This window comes from Lentzea albidocapillata subsp. violacea, assembly GCF_900100275.1.
In the GTDB taxonomy this organism is placed as follows: Bacteria; Actinomycetota; Actinomycetes; order Mycobacteriales; family Pseudonocardiaceae; genus Lentzea; species Lentzea violacea.
In genome coordinates this window covers 104001-122997 of the sequence record NZ_FNET01000016.1, presented here as the reverse complement: position 1 = coordinate 122997, position 18997 = coordinate 104001, and the positions used below count along the sequence as shown (strand labels likewise).

The window sequence follows — 18997 nt, the reverse complement described above, 5'->3', positions numbered from 1 at the left end:
ACGAGACCCCGGCCCGTCGCCGAGTTCGAGCGGCCGAAGCCGGTCGAAACTCTTGACCATGTTCGGCGATCGGACCGCCGTCGCCGTGTCGTGGATCGGCGGCACCGTTCTGCCGCAGGGTGCCGGCGATCCGGCGCAGATCGCGGAGGTGCTGACCGCCGTACGCTCGGTGCCTTTGACTGGTTCGCTGCTGGAGGTTTGACCAGCCCGGGCGGCTTCGTCTCCGCGATCGTTCCCTGGCTGGAGGATCAGTCGCGGCGGCGGTAGGGGTGGTAGCCGGAAGTGCTGTGCCGGTAGGGGTAGCTGACGATGTGGTGGACCGTGCCGTGTCCGCTGCACTGCTCGTAGGCCCAGTAGTGCGAGCGGGTTGCGTCGGCCCAGCGGCAGAAGACCGTCACGTGCCGGGTGGTGTGGTCGCCGGTCAGGGTGATCAGCAGGTCGCCGGGGCGGAGGTCGTCCTTGGTGATCAGGGCGCTGATGCCCGCCAGGTCGACGGTGTTGAGGCCGCCTCGGGGGTCCAGTGGTCTGCCGGGCAGGCCCCAGGCCATGGAGGCGAAGCCGGAGCAGTCGGTGCGGTAGGTCCCGTGCTCGTTGGTGTGGAAGTCGTTCTGCGAGTACGGGACGCCAGTCCAGCTGGCTGCGCGGCGGAGGATGTCGTTCATGGTTCTCACCTGGAAACGGCTGTAGGGCCACGACCCCCAGGCGTGGCCCTACAGCGAACGGACGGATCAGTAGTTCGTCAGCGAGAAGTCGCTGACAGCGCTGGTCTGCTCGACCCAGCCGCTGTACGGGCCGCCGTCCTTGACGGTCAGCGAGCCGTCGGTGCGCAGGACGCCGATGCGGGTGGTCTTGGCGTCGACCTCGATGCCGGAGGCGTGGGCAAGCTGGTCGATCCAGCCCGAGTAGAGGTTGCCGACCTTGACGGTGGCCAGGCCGCTGTCCAGCACCACGCCCAGGTAGTCACCGGACAGGTCGACGTCCTTGACGCCGCCGGTCTGCTCGACCCAGCCCGCGTACAGGCCGCCTTCCTTGACGGTCAGGGTGCCGTCGTTGCGGACCACGGCGATGCGGCCGTTGCTCGCGTTCAGCTCCAGGTTCGCGGCGCCGGTCAGCTGCGCGGTCCAGGTCGCCCAGAGGTTGTCCTCCTTGACGAACACCTGGCCGTCGTTGGTGACGACGCCGATGTAGGTACCGGAGAGTTCGATCTCCTTGACGTTGTTGGCCTGCTCGACCCACGTGCCCTGCAGGCCGCCCTCCTTGACGGCGGCGGTGCCGTCGGTGCGCAGGACGGCGACGCGGCCCTTCTCCGACTCGAGCGCGAAGTCCTTGATGTTGCCGGCCATGTGCAGCCAGTTTTGCCAGAGGTTGCCCTGCTTGACGTACAGATCACCGCTCGTGGTCAGCACACCCACCATGTCGCCGTGCGACTCGGACTTCGCAATGCCGCCGCCGTGCACCTCGACCCAGGGCGCGTAGAGGTTGCCTTCCTTGACCTGCACCGAGCTGTTGTTGAACTGGACCCCGAGGCGGGCGGTGGTGGGCTTCACGTCGCTGACGCCCGCCGGGCTGACGAACGCGGAGATCGTCTGGCCGGCGATGACCTGGCCGACGCGGCCGCCACCCGTGGCGTACTGGACCGACGAGCTCATCGGGCCGCTGCCCCCGAAGTTGCCGTTGATCGTGCGGATCGTGCCGTTGGCGTACACCGCGTCGACGAGCGAGACGTGGTCAGCCCAGGCGTTGCCCTGGTAGTTGAGCACCACCGCGTCACCGACCTGCGGGACGTAGCCGGAGTCCTTGTGCAACGTGCCGTGGCGCTCGCCGTAGGTGTAGAAGGTTCCGGCGGACGGGCTGAGTCGGTCGACGTTCAGGTTGCGGTTGCCCCAGACCCATCTCGCGAAGTCCGAGCACCACGCGTGCCGTGCGGCGCAGCTGCCCATGAAGCCCTGGCCGCCGAGACTGTTGGTGCTGCAGGTGTTCTTGTTGAGGTTCGCGGCCGCGAGGTCGCGGATGTCGGTGCGGGTGTCGGCGCTCGCGGGGATCAGGCCGAGTGCCATGAACGAGGCGGCGATGACGGCGGTGGCTGTGCGCTTGGCAGTGGTCTTGACGGACATCGTCGTGCTCCTTGAAGGCTCGGAGTTGTGCGAAGAGGTGGGCGTCAGCGGCGCAGGCACTTGATGGAGCTCTCGGCGACGGGGAGCGAGCCGCCGTTGAAGTACGCGAGCGCCTTCTTGTAGGAGGTGCAGCGGTTCTGCGACTCGGTCGGGTCGAGGTCGTAGGAGTAGCCGATCGCCACGCCCACGCCGCCCATGTCGTACGCGTCAGCGGAGGCGTTGATATTGCGCGCGACGGTCCAGTACCAGCGCGCGATCTTCGCGCTCCACTCGATCTTCGCCGCGTCTTCGGGGTGGTTCATGAAGTCGTGGCCGAAGTAGTTCGTGATGGCCCGGTAGTTGAAGTCGTTGGTGATCTGGATGAAGCCGCGTCCCTTGTAGACGGCGCCGTTGCCGGCTTCTCCCGCGTTGTAACGGAATCCGCTCTCGTGCTTCAGGGTCGCGAGGAGCGCCGCCTTGCGCGTCGGCGAGGTGATGCCGGCCGCTTCCATCTGCTCGTTGAGGCCGGGCAGTCCGGCCGCGACCGTGTCGGTGGCGTAGGCGGAGCCGTAGATGTTCACGATGTCCTGCTGCGACACGTGGGTCCCGCCCTGGCTGGAGGTCGCCGCCGCCAGCCGGAAGCTCTGCGCACCCCCGGACTGGTTGACCCAGGAGCCGTAGAGACCGCCCTCCTTGACGGTCACCAGGCCGCCGGTGGTCAGCACACCGATGCGGTCACCGGCGATCTGCAGGTCGGCCACGTCCGAGGTCTGGTTCACCCACGGCGCGTAGAGGTTGCCCTCCTTGACCGTGGCGAGACCGTCGGTCGTGACGACACCGATCATCGAGCCGGACAGTTCGATCTTCGCCGCGCCGCCGATCTGCTCGACCCAGTTCGACCAGAGGTTGGACTCCTTCACCGCGACGGTGCCGTCGGTGCGCAGCACGCCGACGCGGTCCGCGGAGAGTTCGATGTCCGCCGCCCCGCCCAGCTGGTCGACCCAGGGCGAGTAGAGGGTGCCTTCCTTGACGGTGGCGAGACCGCTGTCGAGGACCACGCCCACGCGGTTGCCGGACAGTTCGAGGTCCTTCACGCCGCTGGTCTGCTCGACCCACGAGGCGTTGAGGTCGCCCTCCTTGACCGCGAGCGTCGTGTCCTGGCGGATCACGCCGATCCGGTTCCCGGTCAGGCGGAAGTCCTTGACGTTCGTGGCCTGCTCGGTCCAGTTGGTCCAGAGGTTGCCCTCCTTGACGAACAGCTTGTTGTCGTTCGTCAGCACACCGATCCGGTCACCGGCGATGTCGAACTTCTGGACACCGCTCCCCATCTCCTCGACCCAGCCGGCGTACAGCGTGCCTTCCTTGACCTGCAGCGCGCCGTTGGCGAGCACGCCGAGGCGGTGGCTGCCAGAAGGGAGCTCACCCGCTGAGGCGGTCGTGTGCATCGTGGTGAGAGCGATTCCGGTGACGAGCGTGGCCGCGGTGAAGCGACCGAGCGCGTTCTTGAACGAGCGCATGGTTGGCTCCTGAATGATTTTTCGAAGATCGAGAAAAGGAGGGGAATTCACGCGCTCGGCGCGGCGAGACCGATCTGCTGCACCCCGGAGGCCTGCTCGACGAGCGCGCCCTGCACGCCGGTCTTGACCGCGGCGGTGCCGTCGGTGCGGAGCAGGCCGATGCGGTCACCGGCGAGTTCGATGGCGGAGATGCCGGAGCCCTGCTCGGACCACGACCCGAACACGCCGTTCTTCACGACCGCGGAACCGTCGGTGCGCACGACACCGATGCGGTCACCGGCCAGCGAAAGCTGCTGCGCGCCGGGGAGCTGCTCGACGAACGAGCCGGTGAGGCCGTCCCTGACGGCGACCGAGCCATCGGTGCGCACGACGCCGACGCGGGTGGCGGTCAGCTCGACGTCCTTGACGCCGGTGGCCTGCTCGACCCAGGCCGAGAAGAGATCACCCTGCTTGACCAGGGCTGTTCCGTCGGCGACGACGCCGACCCGGTTGTTCGTCAGCTCGAAGTCGGTGACTCCGGACGCCTGCTCGACGAACGAGCCGGAGAGGCCTTCCTTCACCGCAAGCGAACCGTCGGTGCGCAGGATGCCGATCCGGCTGCCGGAGAGGCGGAAGTCCTTCAGACCGGAGGCCTGGGCGACCCAGGAGGCATCGAGCGCGCCTTCCTTGACGTGCAGCGTGCCGTCCGTGGTCAGCGCGCCCACCCGGTCGCCGGCGATCTCGAACCTCGCCACGTCACCGCGTTGACTCGACCAACCGGCGAACACGCTTCCCTGCTTGACGGACAGGTCACCGTTCTGCAGCACGCCGATGCGGTCGGCACCGGCGGGCAGCTCACCCGCGGAGGCGGCGATCTGGCTCCCCGTGAGCGCGATTCCGGCGATCAGCGAAGCGGCTGCGATTCGACCCAGTGCGTTCTTCATGACCCTCACCCTTGACCCCTCGTCATTTCCCGCCTTTCGGGATGAGAGAAGCTTCGCGGTGGGGTCTCAAAGAAACCTGAAGCGGAATCTGAAACCGGCCTGCCGATCTCAAAAACGATCTAAAAGACCTCTAAAACTCGACGTCCAGGTGCCGGAACGCGTCTGGGCTCCTGTGCTTCCCTGCAGCCGTGCAGCTGGAAGACGCCCAGCGCCTCCGCCCACGCCCGGTCCGCCGCGACGGCCTCGCCGAGACCGTCCAGCACCGCCGCCAGGTCCCGCAGGGTGCGGGCCCGCCACACCGGCAGGCCGAGCGCGTCCCACCACTGCAACGCACGGTCGAGGTGCCGCCGCGCTTCCGCGAACCGGCCCGCTGCCAGGTCGAGTTCGCCGAGCGTGCGCAGCATCAGCGCCTGGCCGAACCCGTCCTGCATCTCGTTGCAGGTGCTCAGGCACGCCAGCAGGTCGTCGCGCAGGTCGTCGCCCCGGCCCTGCCGGACCCGGACCTTCGCCAGCGCCTGTACCGCGTACGCCGACGCGAGCCGGTTGCCGAGACTGGACAGCACCTCCACCGCCCTCACGGACCAGTGCGCGGCCTGCTCCAGGCGTCCCGCGGCCCGGTGCACGATGCCGACCGACCGCAGAGCGATGGCCCAGCCGCGCTGGTCGCCGATCTCCTCGTACTCCGCGCAGGCCTGTTCGCAGGCGGCCAGCCCGGCGTCGAGCTCGCCCTGTTCGGTCAGCACGCGGCCGAGTCCGTGCCGCGCCTGGGCGATCACGAGCCGGTCCTCCGGCTGCCGGAGCTCGGACAGGACCTGCTCCAGCGACGAACGGGCGGCGGTGAGCTGGCCGTGCTCGCGCTGGACGGTGCTGAGCGCGAGCCTCGTGGTGGCCAGACCGCGCCGGTCACCACTCTGCTCGTAGGCGGTCAACGCCTGCTCGTAGTAGGTGGCGGACTCGTCGAACCGGTCCTGCTCATAGCGCAGCCAGCCCAGCCCCACCAGCAACCGCGCCTCACCGAGGCGGTCACCCGCACGGCGGGCGGCCCCCAGCGCGGCGGTGTGCGTCCGGTACCACTGGCCGAAGAGGTTGCGCACGGAGAAACGGGATGAGCACAGCGTGGCCGCGAGCCGCGTCGCCACGTCGGTCAGATCGAGCTCGCTGACCCGTTCGACGACGCCGACCAGCCCACCCTGCTCGGCGTCGAACCACGACTCGGGGTCGGCGACGATCTCGTCGACCTGGGCCTCGTCGAGGTAGCGGTCGAGCAGCCCGGACCGCTCGGAGTCGAAGGTGGCGTGCGGCATCCGTCTGCCCGCGGCCTCGACCAGCCCGAGCCAGCACTCCGCGGCGCGGGACACCGCCGCGCGGATCGTCTCGGCGGTCTCCTCTTCCTCGCCGCGTTCCCGCGCGAAGGCACGGGTGAGGTCGTGGATCTGATAACGCAACGCGTCGCTGTCGTCCGTTGTGGACACATCGAGCAGCTGGGCGTCGACGAGCCGTTCGACGACGTCCTCCGCGTCCGTCGCGGAACAGCCGAGCAGCGGCGCGACGACCCAGCCGCCGAACGACGACAGGTCGAGCAAGCCCAGGCGCCGCAACGCCATCCGCTCGCGTTCGGACAGTCCGTCGTAGCTCAGCGCGAGGCTGCCGCGCACTTCGAGGTCTCCGATGGAGAGCTCCTGCAGCACGCGCCGCTGCACGCGCAACCGGTCGGCCAGGCGACTGAGCTGCCAGCGTTGCCGTGCGGCGAGCCGTGCTCCCGCGATGCGCACGGCCAGCGGCAACCGGCCGCACAGCCGCACGATCTCCTGTGCCGCCAGCGGTTCCGCCGCGACCCGGTCGCCGCCCACCACCCGGTCGAGCAGTTGCACGGCTTCCTCGTCGGCGAGCACGCGCAGATCGAGGTGCGCCGCGCCGTCGAGCGCGCTGAGCCGTTCACGGCTCGTCACCAGCACGGCCGCGGTGTGCCCGCCCGGCAGCAGGGGCCTGACCTGCTTCTCGTCCGCCACGTCGTCGAGCACGACCAGTATTCGCCGGTCGGCGAGCATCGTGCGGTAGAGACGCGCCCGCTCGTCCGCCTCGTCCGGGATCGCCGTGTCCGCGACCCCGAGCGCGCGCAGGAACCCGGCCAGCACCTCGACCGGTTCCGGGCGAACGGCACGGGTGCCGCGCAACGACACGTACAGCTGGCCGTCTGGGAAGTGCTCGCGCACGCGGTGGGCGACGTGCATCGCGAGCGTGCTCTTGCCCGCACCGGGCTTGCCGAAGACCGTGCACAGCCGCGAGCCGCTCCCCTCCTCCGCCAGGCGCCGGCTCAGCGTCGCGACCTCGACGGTGCGCCCGGTGAAGTCGGCGATGTCGAACGGCAGCTGGCTCGGTGTGCGGACGAACCGCCCCGGTTCGCCGGATTCCTCCGCCGGCGCTTCGTCCTCCGCCGCGGGCACGGGTTCCGCCTCGTCCCGCAGGACGCGCTCGTGCGCGCCGCGCAGCAGCGGGCCGGGTTCGACGCCCAGTTCGTCGAGCAGCACCCGTCTGCCCTCCTGATAGCACTCCAGCGCGTCGGCCCGCCGTCCCGCCTGGCGCAACGCCAGCATCAGCTGGGCGCGCAGGCGTTCCCGCAGCGGCTCTTCGGCGACCGCGGTGGTGAGCTCGGCCACGAGCGCTTCGTTCTTGCCCAGCACGAGGTCGGCGTCGACGCGGTCCTCCAACGCGGCCAGCCGCAGTTCTTCCAGGCGCGCTCGTTCGTTGTCCGCCCAAGTGCCCTGCGTGCCACCGAGCGCGGCTCCCCGCCACAGACCGAGTGCGTTCTCGAAGTGGGTGACCGCCTGGACGAGCTTGCCCTCGGCTCGTGCTCGCCTGGCCGCCGCGATCTCGCGGAGGAAGATGTGCAGGTCGATCTGGTCGAACGAGGCTTCGAGCCGGTATCCCCCACCGGTGCGCACGATCACGTCGGCGCCGTCGGCCGCGGCGAGCTTGCGGCGCAACGTGGAGATGTAGGTGTAGATCGCGGCCTTGGCCTGCTCCGGCGGGTCCTCACCCCAGACCGCGTCGACCAGGCGCTCCAGCGGCACGACCCGGCTGGCCTGCGCGGCGAGCAGTGCGAGCAGCGTTCGCGGTTTCGGCCCACCGAGAGGTACGGGTTCCCCCGACACCAGGGCTTCGACCGGACCCAGCACGCGGAACTCCATGTACCCCCCAAGACGCGGGGTCACCACCGGAGGCCCACGACCGCGGCCCTCCGACGGTCCCCCCAGATCCGCCAGGCCGGGCGAGGCCACACGTTCGTGTGGTCTTCATCCGGCGACGATCGACACTATGAACCGGCCGCGGCGGTGTCAAGCAAGGTCAACGGGGGCATGACACGAGTCTCAGATCAGCCGCGCTCGGAGGATGCCTTCCACCGCTTCGAGGAGGGTGTCGGCGATCGGATCTGGATCCGAGAGACAGCCGGCCGCCATCGCACCGTCGCGCAGCATCACGAAATGCCTGCCGTCGCGCTCCGCGGGACCGTCTCCCACGCGGGCGAGCAGGGCGGTGACGGTGTCGAGGAACCATTGGCGGTGTGCCAGAACCGCCTTGTGCACCGGGTGTTCGGGATCGGCGTACTCCGCCGCGGCGTTGAGGAAGGCGCAACCGCGGAACTCTTCCAGGCGGATGTGCGCGGCGATCCCCCTCGCGACGGAACGCACGGCGTCCGCGTCGTCCGCCGCCGCTGCCACGCCCGCCTCGACGTTGCGGCGAGTCGCCTTGTCGGCCTCGGTCAGGTACTCGAGGACGAGGTCCTCCTTGCCGGCGAAGTGGCGGTACATCGTCGCGCGGGTCACCTTCGCCTCGGCGAGGATGCGGTCGACTCCGACAGAGTGCAGGCCCTCCGCGTAGAACAGCCGGCTGGCCGTTCCCAGCAGGCGGTTCCTGGCGTCGGACACGGTGCGGGTCACCCTTCCGACGCTAGCAGAGAGAACGTTCGGTCTTGACAGGTCCGGGGTCGGCTGACACTGTCGAAGCAGAAAGAACGTTCTCCCTACTTCAAGGACGCCTCGTGAGCATCGACGCAGCGTCACCCGCAGGCCTCGCCCCCACTCTCCGCGCGCTTTACCTGGTCCGCTTCGGGTTCGCGGTCGTGTGGGCGGTGCTGGTGTTCCTCACCGCGACGGAGATCGGGCCGGTCAGCGGCACGTTGCTGGTGCTCTACCCGCTCTTCGACGTGGCCGCGATCGTGGTCGACAGCCGGACTTCGCACGGCGGAGCTTCTCTCGCGCTCTACGCCAACATCGCGGTCAGCACGCTCGCGGTGGCCGGGCTGGCGTTCGCTGTCACGTCCGGGATTCCGGCGGTGTTGCAGGTGTGGGGTGCTTGGGCCGTGGTGTCCGGGGTGGCTCAGCTGGCCGTGGGGGTGGTGCGGCGGAGCCTTGGTGGGCAGTGGCCGATGATTCTCAGCGGCGGCATTTCGACGCTCGCCGGTACGTCGTTCGTGCTGCAGGCCGGGGCGGAAGGGGCGACGTTGAGCAACCTGGCCGGGTATGCGGCGATCGGCGGCGTCTTCTTTCTGGTGTCGGCGCTGCGGCTGCGTCGCAGTGCCGGATGAGAAAAGCGGACGGGTCGCACACCCGTCCGCTTTTCTCATGTCAGTCCCAGTCGTAGTCCATCGCTTCTGGGACAAATCCTCGGATGGCCCGGAGCGCCTCGCTCAACACTTCACTCAGCCGCTCCGCTCCCCTCCGATCTCGTCGACGTCGTGGCCAGACACGCTGGTGCAGCGTCGCCCCATCTCACCGGCGAATACCTCGCGTGCTGCCAAGCAGTCCCCCGGCTGCGTCATACGAATCAGGGTGAAGCCGGGTCGGTGAATCGCAGCAAGTCAGAACGATGACCGGTCAGTGGCAGATGGGTTACCCCGGTGGTCCTGGTCGTCTGCTCAGGTGACTTAGGTGGGCTGCAAACACGAACGGTCCCTCCGACGGCGCCGGAGGGACCGTTCAGTGAGTGACTCGGATCAGAAGTCGACGGGCGCCGCGTCCTCAAAGCCCTGCTGTTCCCGATGGCGCCGACAGACCTGATCGACCGCGTCCTGGCCGAGCTCTGGCGCCACCCAGTCGTGGACGGCCATCCGCGCGAGGAACTCGGCAGGCAACTCCACGTGGTACTTCGTCACATAGTGCGCCAGTGAGTTGGGCCAGATCCATTCCCCATCGGTTCGGAGTGCGACCTGGGCGATCGGCCCAGCCCACTCGTCGAGGAGGTCGTCCTCCCAACCGGAAGAAGCCAGGAAGATCTGCCCCTGCTCCAGATAACGAACCGCGGATGACGCCCACTCCGGCGCTGCGGACCGGCTCGTGGCCGCCACGTCATCCGCCGTCTCGAAGAATCCGGCTTCCTTCAACGGGCCGCCCCGTGTCACCTGCCACCTCCCGGCTTGAAGCCCCGCCAGCTGCCACCTCTGTCGCCCATCTTGCGGACGGGGGCACCGTCACGTCCGATATTGTGGCCGCCGTCCTGCCACGCGTACAGGTAGCCCTCCGGTGCCAGCACATTCTGACCCAGCTTGTTCGCAAGGTCCTGGGCGAACGACCCCGAGACTGAGCCGGTGTTGCAGGAGCAGAGCCGGACCGGCCCGCCTGGATAGTTCGGCGAGTTCTGGATCATCCGGGAGAGCGTCCGGTGATCGATCAGATCCGTGCCACCCTCGGCCGCGTCGTAGTCCGGGGCGACACCACCTGGCGACCCGTGGATCCAGACATCGTGGTAGTCCTCGAATCCCCTGAGCGACTTCTGTCTGGGGATGCTCTTCTGGACTGGGTCGTCCGCCAGCATGAAGACCGTCGGGCCACACGGGTTGCCGTCAGGCTTCTTACTGCCCTCGTTGTGAACGAGGAGCGGGGCGGCCTCCTGGGAGCTCGCCACGTAGTAGGTGTGCAGGCCGTCGACCGTGAAGTTGTGGACCTTCTCGATCCCGCTCCACGTCCGAATGCCCGTGACCTCGGCCGAGCGGTTGTCGGCGGTGAGGAACCGGTACGTGGGCTTGACGTCGATCGCCTTGACCCAGCGCTTCTCCGACTCGACCCAGAACGGGTGCTCGTCGGTGGCCTTGATCTTGCCGCCCGTGGTGTCGGTCAGCTCGACCATGACCCGCTCGGAGGTCTTGGTGCGGACCTCGGTGACCTCACGCGGACCGGACGTGCCGGTAGTCGGGTCGGTGGCCAGGACGTACTCGCCGGCTCGTAGGTCCTCGATCTTCTTGTAGGAGCCGTCGGCCATCAGGACGAGCGTGCCGGGCACGAAGCTGTTCGACGCCTCCCACGGCACCGGGCAGGAGCCGCCGGAGGCAGCGCTCTGCTTGGCGTCCTTGCCCTTGTCGCCGGTGCGTTTCTTCTTCTTTCCGCCGCCCGCGATGTCGAGGATGTCCTCGGCGTACGGAACACCCAAGGTTGCGAGGGTTTCCGCGACTTGGGCCTGGGCCGCCTCCTGGATGACCTCCTTGCCGACACCCAGGATCGCGGTCTTGATCGTCTCGTAGACCTTGTTGAGGTCCTGGACGTTCGTCACCGCGGTCTGGACGATGCGCGCCGGGGCGTTCGGCACCGCCGAGATGATGTTCTTGGCGTTGGCGATGCGCGGCTTCAGCGCCGCCTTGAGCGTCGGGATCGGGTTGGACTTGACCGCCCGAGCCACCGCGGCCTTCGCGGCTGCTGTTCTGCGGACCGCTGCCGCGTAGGCGGCTGCGGCTGCCGCCGCTCTTCGTGCTGCCGCTTGCGCCGCCAGCTTTCTTGGGTCTGGCAACGACTTGGCGGCGTTCGGAACGTCCGGCTTCTTCGGCATGCCGTCGGGGCCCTTGCCGGCGTTGGGGCCGTCGGGGCGACGGGGGTTTGGTGCGTCCGGGCTGCGCGGGGTCGGCACGTTGTCCGCGCCACGCATCGAGTCGTAGCCGCGGTTGCCCCACTTCGCCGCCGTGGCGCCCCAGCCGCCGAACGGGATCATGCCCGCTGCTGAGAGAGCCGCGTCGGTGTAGTTGCCCTCGGCGAGGTACCAGACGGCGTTGATGCCGTCCGCGATCTCACCCAGGCCGGGAACCAGGCCGGCCACGTCGAGGACGGTGTGGCCGATGGTGGAGATGTTGTCGCCCACCCAGGACACGGCGTCGCTGAACCAGTTGTGGCCGTTGGGGTCGAAGCCGTTGACCGGGGAGCCGGGCTGCCGGTCGCTGTCACGTCCGGGACTCCGTCGGTGTTGCAGGTGTGGGGTGCTTGAGCCGTGGTGTCCGGGGGCTCAGCTCGCAGTCGGGCTGGTGCGGCGGAGTCTTGGCGGGCAGTGGCCGATGATTCTGAGCGGCGGCACTTCCACGCTCGCCGGAACGTCGTTCATCCTTCAGGCTGGGACGGAAGGAGCGACGTTGAGGGACCTCGCCGGGTATGCGGCGATCGGCGGCGTCCAGTCCGCGCATCCCATCTCGAAGTGCTTCCACTCCTCGCCACGCGCCTCATTAACCAGCACCGTCCACTGGCGAGGGGCGCTGTCCGGCCGTGCCAGCCAGCAGAGACACTCGCCGTTGTCGGTCGAACCCACGCGATCGCTCGCACTCCCGACGCGTCGAGCAGTGCAGGCTTGGCCTCTCCCATGTTCCAGAGGTACTCGAGCGCGTCCTCCCGCTCCTCCGCTGTCTCGGCAAGGTCGTAGACGCTGTCAGACGCGGGTTCCAACAGCCACAAGTACTGGTCGAACTGACCGACTCCGTAGCGCTCGATCAGTTGGACGTAGTCGGTGGCAGGGCCGTCCGCAGTGCGCGGGCGCCCTCCCAGTCCACCGCTGTCCCTGCCGGTGCCGGCGGCGGGACGATCTCCGTCAGGCGATCGGCTGCGTTGTCCACGATTTTCTACCGTTTGTACATCGGGATGGTTCACGGGCTCTCCTGGGGCGGTGCTGAACAAGTTCAACATCGTCGAGGTCGTCGCCCGCGACACCACCGGTCAGATCTACTGCGGTGGCCAGACCGCGCCGAACTTCACGACCTGGCGGCTGTGGTCCGACACTGGGGGTCGCCGTACAACGTGACGTTCGCCTCGGATGCGAACACCGAGCAGCGGGTCCTCACCAACGGCGGCGCCATGTCCGCGGACGCGGCGACCTCGATGGAGAAGTCGAGGAGGACGGTCCCCGCCAAGGCGACCAAGCAGAAGCTGCCCGAGTAGCACTGCGCTGAACTGAGAAAGGGGGCTGCCCACCTGGGCAGCTCCCTTTCTTTCGTGCTCTTGAGCCTCAGGCCCTGGGCTCCGCGATGCGGACCAGGATCGCGCCGCACTCCTCGCAGCGCACGACCTCGTCCGCCGCCGCTTCCTTCAGCTTGGACACCGCGCCGCGGTCCAGCTCGATCCGGCACGCTCCACACCGGCGCGACTGGAACGGCGCGGCGCCGATGCCGCGCTGCTCGCGCTGACGGTCGTAGGCCTTCAGCAGGTCGTCCGGGAAGCCCTTGGCCATCGCCAAACGGTCGGCGGTGCGGCGGCTCTCGGTCGCTTCGAGGTCGGCGAGGGCCTGGTCGCGGCGGCCGGCGGCGTCTTTCAGGGTCGCGCGGGCCTTGTCGAGTTCCACGCGTGCGAAGGACGCGTCGGCGTCGACGGCCTCGCGGCGTTCCATCAGCTCCAGCAGGTCGTCCTCGAGGATGCCCTGGCGGCGCTGGATGGTGGCGAGTTCGTGTTCGAGGTCGGTGAGCTGCTTGGCGCCGACCGAACCGGACTGCAACAGCTTGCGGTCGCGCTCACCACGGGCGCGGACCTGGTCGATCTCGGTCTCCTGGCGCTTCACGTCGCGGTCGAGGTCGGTGAGCATCGTCTCTACGGCCACCAGCGCGTCCTGCTTGGCGCGCACCTGCTGCTCGGCCTCGGTGATCTCCGCGATCTCGGGCAGCGTGCGGCGACGGTGGGTGACACGCGCCAGTTCGGCATCGACCGTGGCCAGGTCGAGCAGCCTGCGCTGCACTGCGGGATCGGCTTTCACGCATGTCCTCCTACTGCTGTGCTCGTCGCACCGACGGTCCACGGGTCGGTCCGGCGGGTGGAGACGAGTACGTCGACCCTACCGCCGAAGGCCGCCCGCAGAATCTCCGCCGCCTGCTCGCACCACGGCCACTCGCTGGCCCAGTGCGCGACGTCGACCAACGCGGGCCCGCCGGACTCGATGTGCTCGCTCACCGGGTGGTGCCGCAGGTCTGCCGTGACGTAGGCGTCGACGCCCGCGCGCTTGACCGCGTCCAGGAAGCTGTCGCCCGCGCCGCCGCACACCGCGACCCGTCTGATCAGGTGTTCCGGGTCTCCCGCCGCCCGCACGCCCTGCACGGTGGCGGGCAGCGCGGCGGCCACCCGCTGGGCGAACGCCCTGAGCGGCTCGGGTTCCGCGAGCTCCCCTACGCGGCCGAGGCCCGTGCCCTCGGGCTCGGCCGGTTCGAGCGGACCGGTGACGGTGAGCCCGATGGCCTTCGCGAGCGCGTCCGAGACACCCGGCGACGCGCTGTCCGCGTTGGTGTGCGCGCAGTACAGGGCGGCGCCGTTGCGGATCAGCTTGTGCACCAACGCACCCTTCGGGTCGTCGGCCGGAACACCGTTGACGCCCTTGAGGAGCAGCGGGTGGTGCGCGAGCACGAGCTGCGCGCCCCGTTCGACCGCCTCGTCCACAGTGGACGACGTCGGGTCGACGCAGACCAGGACCCTGGTGACCTCCTCCTGCGGATCACCGCAGACCAGGCCGACCGCGTCCCACGTCTCCGCGGTCTTCGGCGGATACGCGGACTCCAGGACCGCGATCACGTCGGCGAGCTTCACGCCAGTTCCTCCATCACGACGCGCAACGCGTCCACGAACACCGCGAACTCCTCCGGCGGCCGGATCGCCACGCGCAGGTACGTGTCATCGAGCCCTGGGAACGTGTCGCAGCGCCGCACCGCGATCCCCTTGTCCCGCAACGCCCGCCGCGCGCCTCGCGGTGCCCTGATCAGCAGGAACGGCCCTTTCGGCGCAACGACGACGAGGTCTTGGAGCTGCTCCAACGCATGCGCGGCGTACTGCTCGGCCGCCAGCGCGAACCGCGCGGACTGTTCGAGCGCCTCCGGTTCGCAGCACGCCGTGATCGCTTCCAGCGTGAGACTGCCCACGGGCCAGTGCGGGCGGCCGTGCGCGAGCCTCGCGAGAGTCTCCGGGTCGCCGAGGAAGTAGCCGGCGCGCAGCCCCGCGAGGCCCCAGGTCTTGGTCAGGCTGCGCAGCACCAGCACGTCAGGGTCGTGCGCGAGCGACTCGGGCTCGCCGGCGACGGCGTCCATGAACGCCTCGTCGACGACCACCCGGCCGGGCAGTGCCTTGAGCGCGGCGGCCTCGTGCAGCACGGACGTCGGGTTCGTGGGGTTGCCGATGACGGTGAGGTCGGCGTCCGAAGTCACGTCCCGCAGGCGGAAGTCGCCGTCGAGCAGCACGTGGTCGACCGGAATTCCGGCATCGCGAAAGGCCACCTCGGGCTCGGTGAACCCGGGGTGGACGATCGCGGCACGGCGCGGCGAGAGCTTCGGCAGCAGCGCGAAGCCCTCAGCGGCACCGTTGAGCAGCAGAACCTCGTCCGGAGAGCGCCCGTGCCGGCGTGCGACGGCCTCACGAGCACGTTCTTCGGCGAGTTTCGAGGGGTAACGGCCGAGTTCGCCGAGCGCCGCGGCCAGCCGGTCGCGCAGCCAATCGGGCGGGTGCGGCACCCGCACGTTGACGGCGAAGTCGGCGAGGCCTGGTGCGGCGTCGACGTCACCGTGGTGGCGCAGGTCTGGGCTGGTCATCGCCGGAATTCTAGGCGACCGGCTCAGACAGGCACGTCACTGCATGTAGCGGCGGAGCTCGGTGAGGTGGCTGATCAGCTCATCCAGCTGGAACGCGTCGAGCTGCGCGGACTCACCGGGCGGGGTGCGGAAGCAGACGCGACCCTTCTCGTTGAGGTACACCTCGAACGCACGACGGCGCCCGAGGGCGTCGGTGCACCCGATGATCTCCCGTTGCGGGGGCACGTCGGTACCTGTCTGCATGGGCGGCCTCCATGTCGTTTGTCCATACATCTTGCGACAGCGCTTGAGCGTTACCGTGCGGCGGCACCACATAGGCTGCGCGACATGCACGTCTCGTTCGTCTGCACCGGCAACATCTGCCGGTCCCCCGTGGCAGCGCTCGTGTTCCGAGAGTGGCTGTCCCGGGAAGGATTGTCCTCGAAGGTCCAGGTGTCCAGTGCCGGAACCGGTGGATGGCACGTCGGCGACCCGGCCGACCCGCGTTCACTGAAGACGTTGGCGGACAACGGGTATCCCGTCGACCACGTGGCCGCGCAGGTCGGCGCCGAGCACCTGGACGCCGATCTGCTGGTGGCACTCGACTCCGGTCACGCCCGCGCGTTGCGCCGGATGGTCGATCCCGGCCGTGTGCGGCTGCTCCGTTCGTTTGATCCGGACGCCGACGACGTGGACGTGCCGGATCCGTACTACGGCGACGACGCCGGGTTCACCGAGGTGCTGGTGATGGTCGAGGCGGCGATGCCCGGGTTGGTCGGTTGGGTCCGCGAGCGGCTCTGAGGACGGAGCTGTTCTTCAGGAAGCCGTGACCTTGGGCTCTCTGTGATCCGATGCACCAACAGCACGTTGCGTTTGCTTCGAATACTGCGGATACTTCGATCAGGGAGGTGTGTGCAGATGAGTGCAGCACTGCAGCCGGTGCAGCCTGACAGTGGGGACGTCGTCACGGCCGATGCGGCATTGCCCACGGTCAAGGCGTACCTGAGCCTCCACCGGGAGGACGACGACGCGGACCTGGTCCGGGTGCGGACCGAGGATGACGACGAAGTGCTGACGCTGCCGCGAGCAGCCGTCGAGGTCTTCACGCAGGTGCTCGCCTACATGGCCGCAGGACACGGGGTGGTCGTGGTCCCCGTGGACGCGGAGCTGACCACTCAGCAGGCGGCCGACCTGCTCAACGTCTCGCGGCCGTACCTGATCGGTCTGCTCGACGCCGGTGCGATCGAGTACCGGAAAGTAGGCAAGCATCGCCGGATCAAGGCCGCGTCCCTGACGGAATATCTGCGAAACGACGATCAGCGCAGGCGGCAGGCTGCGGACGAGTTGTCGTCGCTCACGCAAGAGATGGGCATGGCCTGAGTGAGCCTCGTCGTCCTCTACGACGCGAACGTCCTCTACCCGAGCACGCTTCGAGACCTGCTCATCCGAATCGCGGCAGCTGGTCTCGTCCAGGCGAAGTGGACAGACCAGATCCTGGACGAGGTCTTCAGGAACGTCCGCAAGAACCGGCCCGGTGCAGCGGACGACCTGCTCGACCGCACGCGAGTCCTGATGGTGAGAGCCGTCCGCGACTGCTTGGTCGACGGGTACGAACCGCTGATCCACACGCTGGACCTACCGGACCCCGACGACCGTCATGTACTCGCTGCCGCGATCCGGGCCCGTGCTCAGGTGATCGTGACCGACAACCTCAAGGACTTCCCGGAAGAGATTCTGCGACAGTGGGACATCGAGCCCGTGTCCGCGGACGACTTCGTCAGCGACCAGATCGGCCTCGACGCCAAGGTCGTGTGGAGCTGCGTCCAGCAGATCGCGAACTCGTGGCGCAATCCTCCGGGCACGCTCGGGGACGTCCTCGCGTCGCTGGAACGCTGCGGGTTGGTGCAGTCAGTGGCCGCGCTCAGGGCCCTCTGACCGGTCATCTACCGTGAAGACGTGCGGTTCAAGTTCCTCCTCAAGCCGGGCTGGCTGGCGCTGACCCTGGCCGTCTGGGTGTTCGCGGGTGCCTGCGTCTACCTCCTGTCGCCGTGGCAGTTCGGACGCAACGACGAACGCCAGGAGCAGAACGCCGCCATCACCAGGTCGCTGAAGAGCGAGCCCGCCCAGTTCGGCGCGAAGCACGACGAGTGGCAGAAGGTCGAGATCCGGGGCCGCTACCTGCCGGAACTGGAAGCGCTCGCGCGGCTGCGCACCGTCCAGGGCGAGGCGGCGTTCGAGGTCATCACGCCGTTCGAGACCACGACGGGTCACAAGATCCTGATCGACCGCGGGTACGTGCGGCCGATCAACGGCATCAAGCCGCCGGGCTTCGACGCACCGCCCAACGGCGAGGTCACGCTCATCGGGCTCGCCAGGCTCAACGAGTCGAACGACCAGCCCGCGTTCGAGCAGGACGGCCGCAAGCAGATCTACTCGATCAACAACAACGCGGTCGGCGAGAACATCGAGCCCGGCTACTACCAGCTGATCGAGGACCAGCCGGGTGCGCTGGACACGTTGCCGCTGCCCCGGATCGAGTCCGGGCCGTTCTTCTCCTACGCGCTGCAGTGGATCGCGTTCGGTGTGATGGCGGTCGGCGGCTGGCTGTACTTCACGATCCGTGAGGCGCGGCCGGGTGGCGTGCTCTACGAGGGCAGGAAAAAGAAGAAGTCGATCGCCGAGCTACTTGCGGAAGAGGGCGATGACGGCGCTGACGAAGCCGGCGCCGAAGCCCACGACCCGGGACAGCTCCACGGCACGCGTCACGTGCCCTGAGTCCGGGCTGCGGCCGTGGCCGAGGACCGGGCGCTCTTCCACGCCGTGCGAGTAGACGGTGCGGCCGCCCAGCCTGACCTCCAGGGCGCCCGCGAAGGCCGCCTCCACCTGGCCCGCGTTGGGCGACGGGTGCGCTGACGCGTCACGGCGCCAGGTCTCCAGTGCCTGCGAGGCCGAGCCGCCGACGACGGGTGCGCCGCCGACCGTCAGCAGGGCCGCGAGACGCGAAGGCACCAGGTTCAGCAGGTCGTCCAGGCGGGCCGAGGCCCAGCCGAACCGCAGGTAGCGCAGGGACCGGTGGCCGACCATCGCGTCCAGGGTGTTGGCCGCGCGGTAGCCCAGCAGGCCGGGCACGCCGGCGACCGCGCCCCAGAACAGCGGCGCCACGACGGCGTCCGAGGTGTTCTCGGCCACGGACTCCACGGTCGCGCGTGCCAGGCCCGTGGTGTCGAGCCGGGTCGCGTCACGGCCGCACAGGCTCGGCAGCCTCGTCCGGGCCGCGTCGAGGTCTCCGTCGGCCAGTTCCCGGCCCATCGACGTGCCCTCGGTGGCCAGCGAGTTGCCGCCGAGCACGGTCCAGGTCGCCAGCGCCGTGGTCGCCGTCTGCAGCAGCCAGTGCTTGCGCGAGGCCCGTTCCACCGCCACTCCGAGAGCCACGGTGCCGCCGACCAGCACGGCGGAATAGACGGCTCCGGCGGCCTGCGAGTCGGCGTACAGCCGCTTCTCGAGGGCCGCGGCGGACGAACCGAATGCCGCTACCGGGTGAAATCGGCGTGGATCACCGAACACCGCGTCCGCGGCCACGCCCAGCAACAACCCCAACGCGCGCCCCGCACCCACGGCATCCTCCCCAGCTCGTCGAAGGCACGGTAGCGCCGCGTCGGACGAGCGCGCGCATTAGGGTGGCCG

Annotated in this window: 21 protein-coding genes; 8 read left to right on the top strand and 13 right to left on the bottom strand. The window is 69.0% G+C overall.

Annotated elements, in window-relative coordinates; all coding sequences use genetic code 11:
* Positions 1-58: 58 nt before the first annotated feature.
* On the top strand, positions 59-202 hold the full coding sequence (locus BLR21_RS41875; RefSeq protein ID WP_176929856.1) for a hypothetical protein: 144 nt from the start codon (positions 59-61) through the stop codon (positions 200-202).
* 46 nt (positions 203-248) lie between these two features.
* Here BLR21_RS41875 and BLR21_RS30000 read toward each other — a convergent pair whose 3' ends face one another.
* The 6 genes from BLR21_RS30000 to BLR21_RS29975 all read right to left on the bottom strand — a co-directional run bounded on the left by BLR21_RS30000 (position 249) and on the right by BLR21_RS29975 (position 8459).
* A complete protein-coding gene (locus BLR21_RS30000; protein ID WP_090011198.1) occupies positions 249-662 on the bottom strand; it encodes an NlpC/P60 family protein in 414 nt (137 codons plus the stop codon).
* 66 nt (positions 663-728) lie between these two features.
* Positions 729-2114, bottom strand: coding sequence for a CHAP domain-containing protein (locus tag BLR21_RS29995; RefSeq protein WP_090011196.1), 1386 nt, complete (start codon positions 2112-2114; stop codon positions 729-731).
* A gap of 44 nt (positions 2115-2158) precedes the next feature.
* A complete protein-coding gene (locus BLR21_RS29990) occupies positions 2159-3610 on the bottom strand; it encodes a glycoside hydrolase family 19 protein (RefSeq protein ID WP_090011193.1) in 1452 nt (483 codons plus the stop codon).
* Between the two features lie 47 nt (positions 3611-3657).
* A complete protein-coding gene (locus BLR21_RS29985; RefSeq protein WP_090011191.1) occupies positions 3658-4533 on the bottom strand; it encodes a hypothetical protein in 876 nt (291 codons plus the stop codon).
* Positions 4534-4652: 119 nt separating this feature from the next.
* Complete coding sequence (locus BLR21_RS29980) at positions 4653-7709, bottom strand: AfsR/SARP family transcriptional regulator (RefSeq protein ID WP_256335023.1); 3057 nt, start codon at positions 7707-7709, stop codon at positions 4653-4655.
* A gap of 192 nt (positions 7710-7901) precedes the next feature.
* A complete protein-coding gene (locus tag BLR21_RS29975; protein WP_090011284.1) occupies positions 7902-8459 on the bottom strand; it encodes a TetR/AcrR family transcriptional regulator in 558 nt (185 codons plus the stop codon).
* 113 nt (positions 8460-8572) lie between these two features.
* Here BLR21_RS29975 and BLR21_RS29970 point away from each other — a divergent pair, with 113 nt between their 5' ends.
* Complete coding sequence (locus BLR21_RS29970; RefSeq protein WP_256335022.1) at positions 8573-9118, top strand: hypothetical protein; 546 nt, start codon at positions 8573-8575, stop codon at positions 9116-9118.
* A gap of 408 nt (positions 9119-9526) precedes the next feature.
* Here the strand turns inward: BLR21_RS29970 and BLR21_RS29965 are convergent, their stop codons facing one another.
* Both BLR21_RS29965 and BLR21_RS29960 read right to left on the bottom strand, forming a co-directional pair.
* Entirely contained in the window at positions 9527-9931 is a 405-nt protein-coding gene (locus tag BLR21_RS29965) for a hypothetical protein (protein WP_090011187.1), read from the bottom strand.
* Entirely contained in the window at positions 9928-11664 is a 1737-nt protein-coding gene (locus BLR21_RS29960) for a polymorphic toxin-type HINT domain-containing protein (protein ID WP_090011186.1), read from the bottom strand. The genes BLR21_RS29965 and BLR21_RS29960 overlap by 4 nt, the downstream gene beginning before the upstream one ends.
* A 780-nt stretch (positions 11665-12444) precedes the next feature.
* On the opposite strand from BLR21_RS29960, the gene BLR21_RS44060 reads away from it, so the two are divergent.
* A complete protein-coding gene (locus tag BLR21_RS44060; protein WP_256335021.1) occupies positions 12445-12579 on the top strand; it encodes a hypothetical protein in 135 nt (44 codons plus the stop codon).
* Positions 12576-12716, top strand: a complete 141-nt coding sequence (locus tag BLR21_RS42805; RefSeq protein ID WP_176929855.1) for a hypothetical protein — start codon at positions 12576-12578, stop codon at positions 12714-12716. The genes BLR21_RS44060 and BLR21_RS42805 overlap by 4 nt, the downstream gene beginning before the upstream one ends.
* 67 nt (positions 12717-12783) lie before the next feature.
* On the opposite strand, the gene BLR21_RS29950 is transcribed toward BLR21_RS42805, so the two are convergent.
* From BLR21_RS29950 to BLR21_RS29935, 4 genes are read right to left on the bottom strand one after another with little or no spacing between them, the layout of a single operon-like run.
* Entirely contained in the window at positions 12784-13521 is a 738-nt protein-coding gene (locus BLR21_RS29950) for a zinc ribbon domain-containing protein (RefSeq protein WP_090011184.1), read from the bottom strand.
* Positions 13518-14342 carry a Nif3-like dinuclear metal center hexameric protein gene (locus tag BLR21_RS29945; protein ID WP_256335020.1) on the bottom strand — a complete coding sequence of 275 codons (825 nt, stop codon included), beginning with the start codon at positions 14340-14342 and terminating at the stop codon, positions 13518-13520. The genes BLR21_RS29950 and BLR21_RS29945 overlap by 4 nt, the downstream gene beginning before the upstream one ends.
* Complete coding sequence (gene cobC, locus BLR21_RS29940; protein ID WP_090011182.1) at positions 14339-15334, bottom strand: Rv2231c family histidinol phosphate aminotransferase CobC; 996 nt, start codon at positions 15332-15334, stop codon at positions 14339-14341. Before cobC ends, BLR21_RS29945 begins: the two co-directional genes overlap by 4 nt.
* Before the next feature lie 36 nt (positions 15335-15370).
* On the bottom strand, positions 15371-15577 hold the full coding sequence (locus BLR21_RS29935) for a hypothetical protein (RefSeq protein ID WP_030472678.1): 207 nt from the start codon (positions 15575-15577) through the stop codon (positions 15371-15373).
* Positions 15578-15661: 84 nt separating this feature from the next.
* On the opposite strand from BLR21_RS29935, the gene BLR21_RS29930 reads away from it, so the two are divergent.
* The 4 genes from BLR21_RS29930 (at position 15662) to BLR21_RS29915 (ending at position 18088) form a co-directional block, all read left to right on the top strand.
* Entirely contained in the window at positions 15662-16114 is a 453-nt protein-coding gene (locus BLR21_RS29930) for a low molecular weight protein-tyrosine-phosphatase (RefSeq protein WP_090011180.1), read from the top strand.
* Positions 16115-16231: 117 nt separating this feature from the next.
* Positions 16232-16693 carry a helix-turn-helix domain-containing protein gene (locus tag BLR21_RS29925; protein ID WP_030480970.1) on the top strand — a complete coding sequence of 154 codons (462 nt, stop codon included), beginning with the start codon at positions 16232-16234 and terminating at the stop codon, positions 16691-16693.
* The gene (locus BLR21_RS29920) at positions 16694-17248 is read left to right on the top strand and encodes a PIN domain-containing protein (RefSeq protein ID WP_090011178.1); all 555 of its coding nucleotides are present in this window, start codon (positions 16694-16696) and stop codon (positions 17246-17248) included.
* Positions 17249-17269: 21 nt separating this feature from the next.
* Positions 17270-18088 carry an SURF1 family cytochrome oxidase biogenesis protein gene (locus tag BLR21_RS29915; protein ID WP_090011176.1) on the top strand — a complete coding sequence of 273 codons (819 nt, stop codon included), beginning with the start codon at positions 17270-17272 and terminating at the stop codon, positions 18086-18088.
* Here BLR21_RS29915 and BLR21_RS29910 read toward each other — a convergent pair.
* The gene (locus tag BLR21_RS29910; protein ID WP_090011174.1) at positions 17996-18928 is read right to left on the bottom strand and encodes a cobalamin biosynthesis protein; all 933 of its coding nucleotides are present in this window, start codon (positions 18926-18928) and stop codon (positions 17996-17998) included. The genes BLR21_RS29915 and BLR21_RS29910 overlap by 93 nt on opposite strands.
* Between the last annotated feature and the right edge of the window lie 69 nt (positions 18929-18997).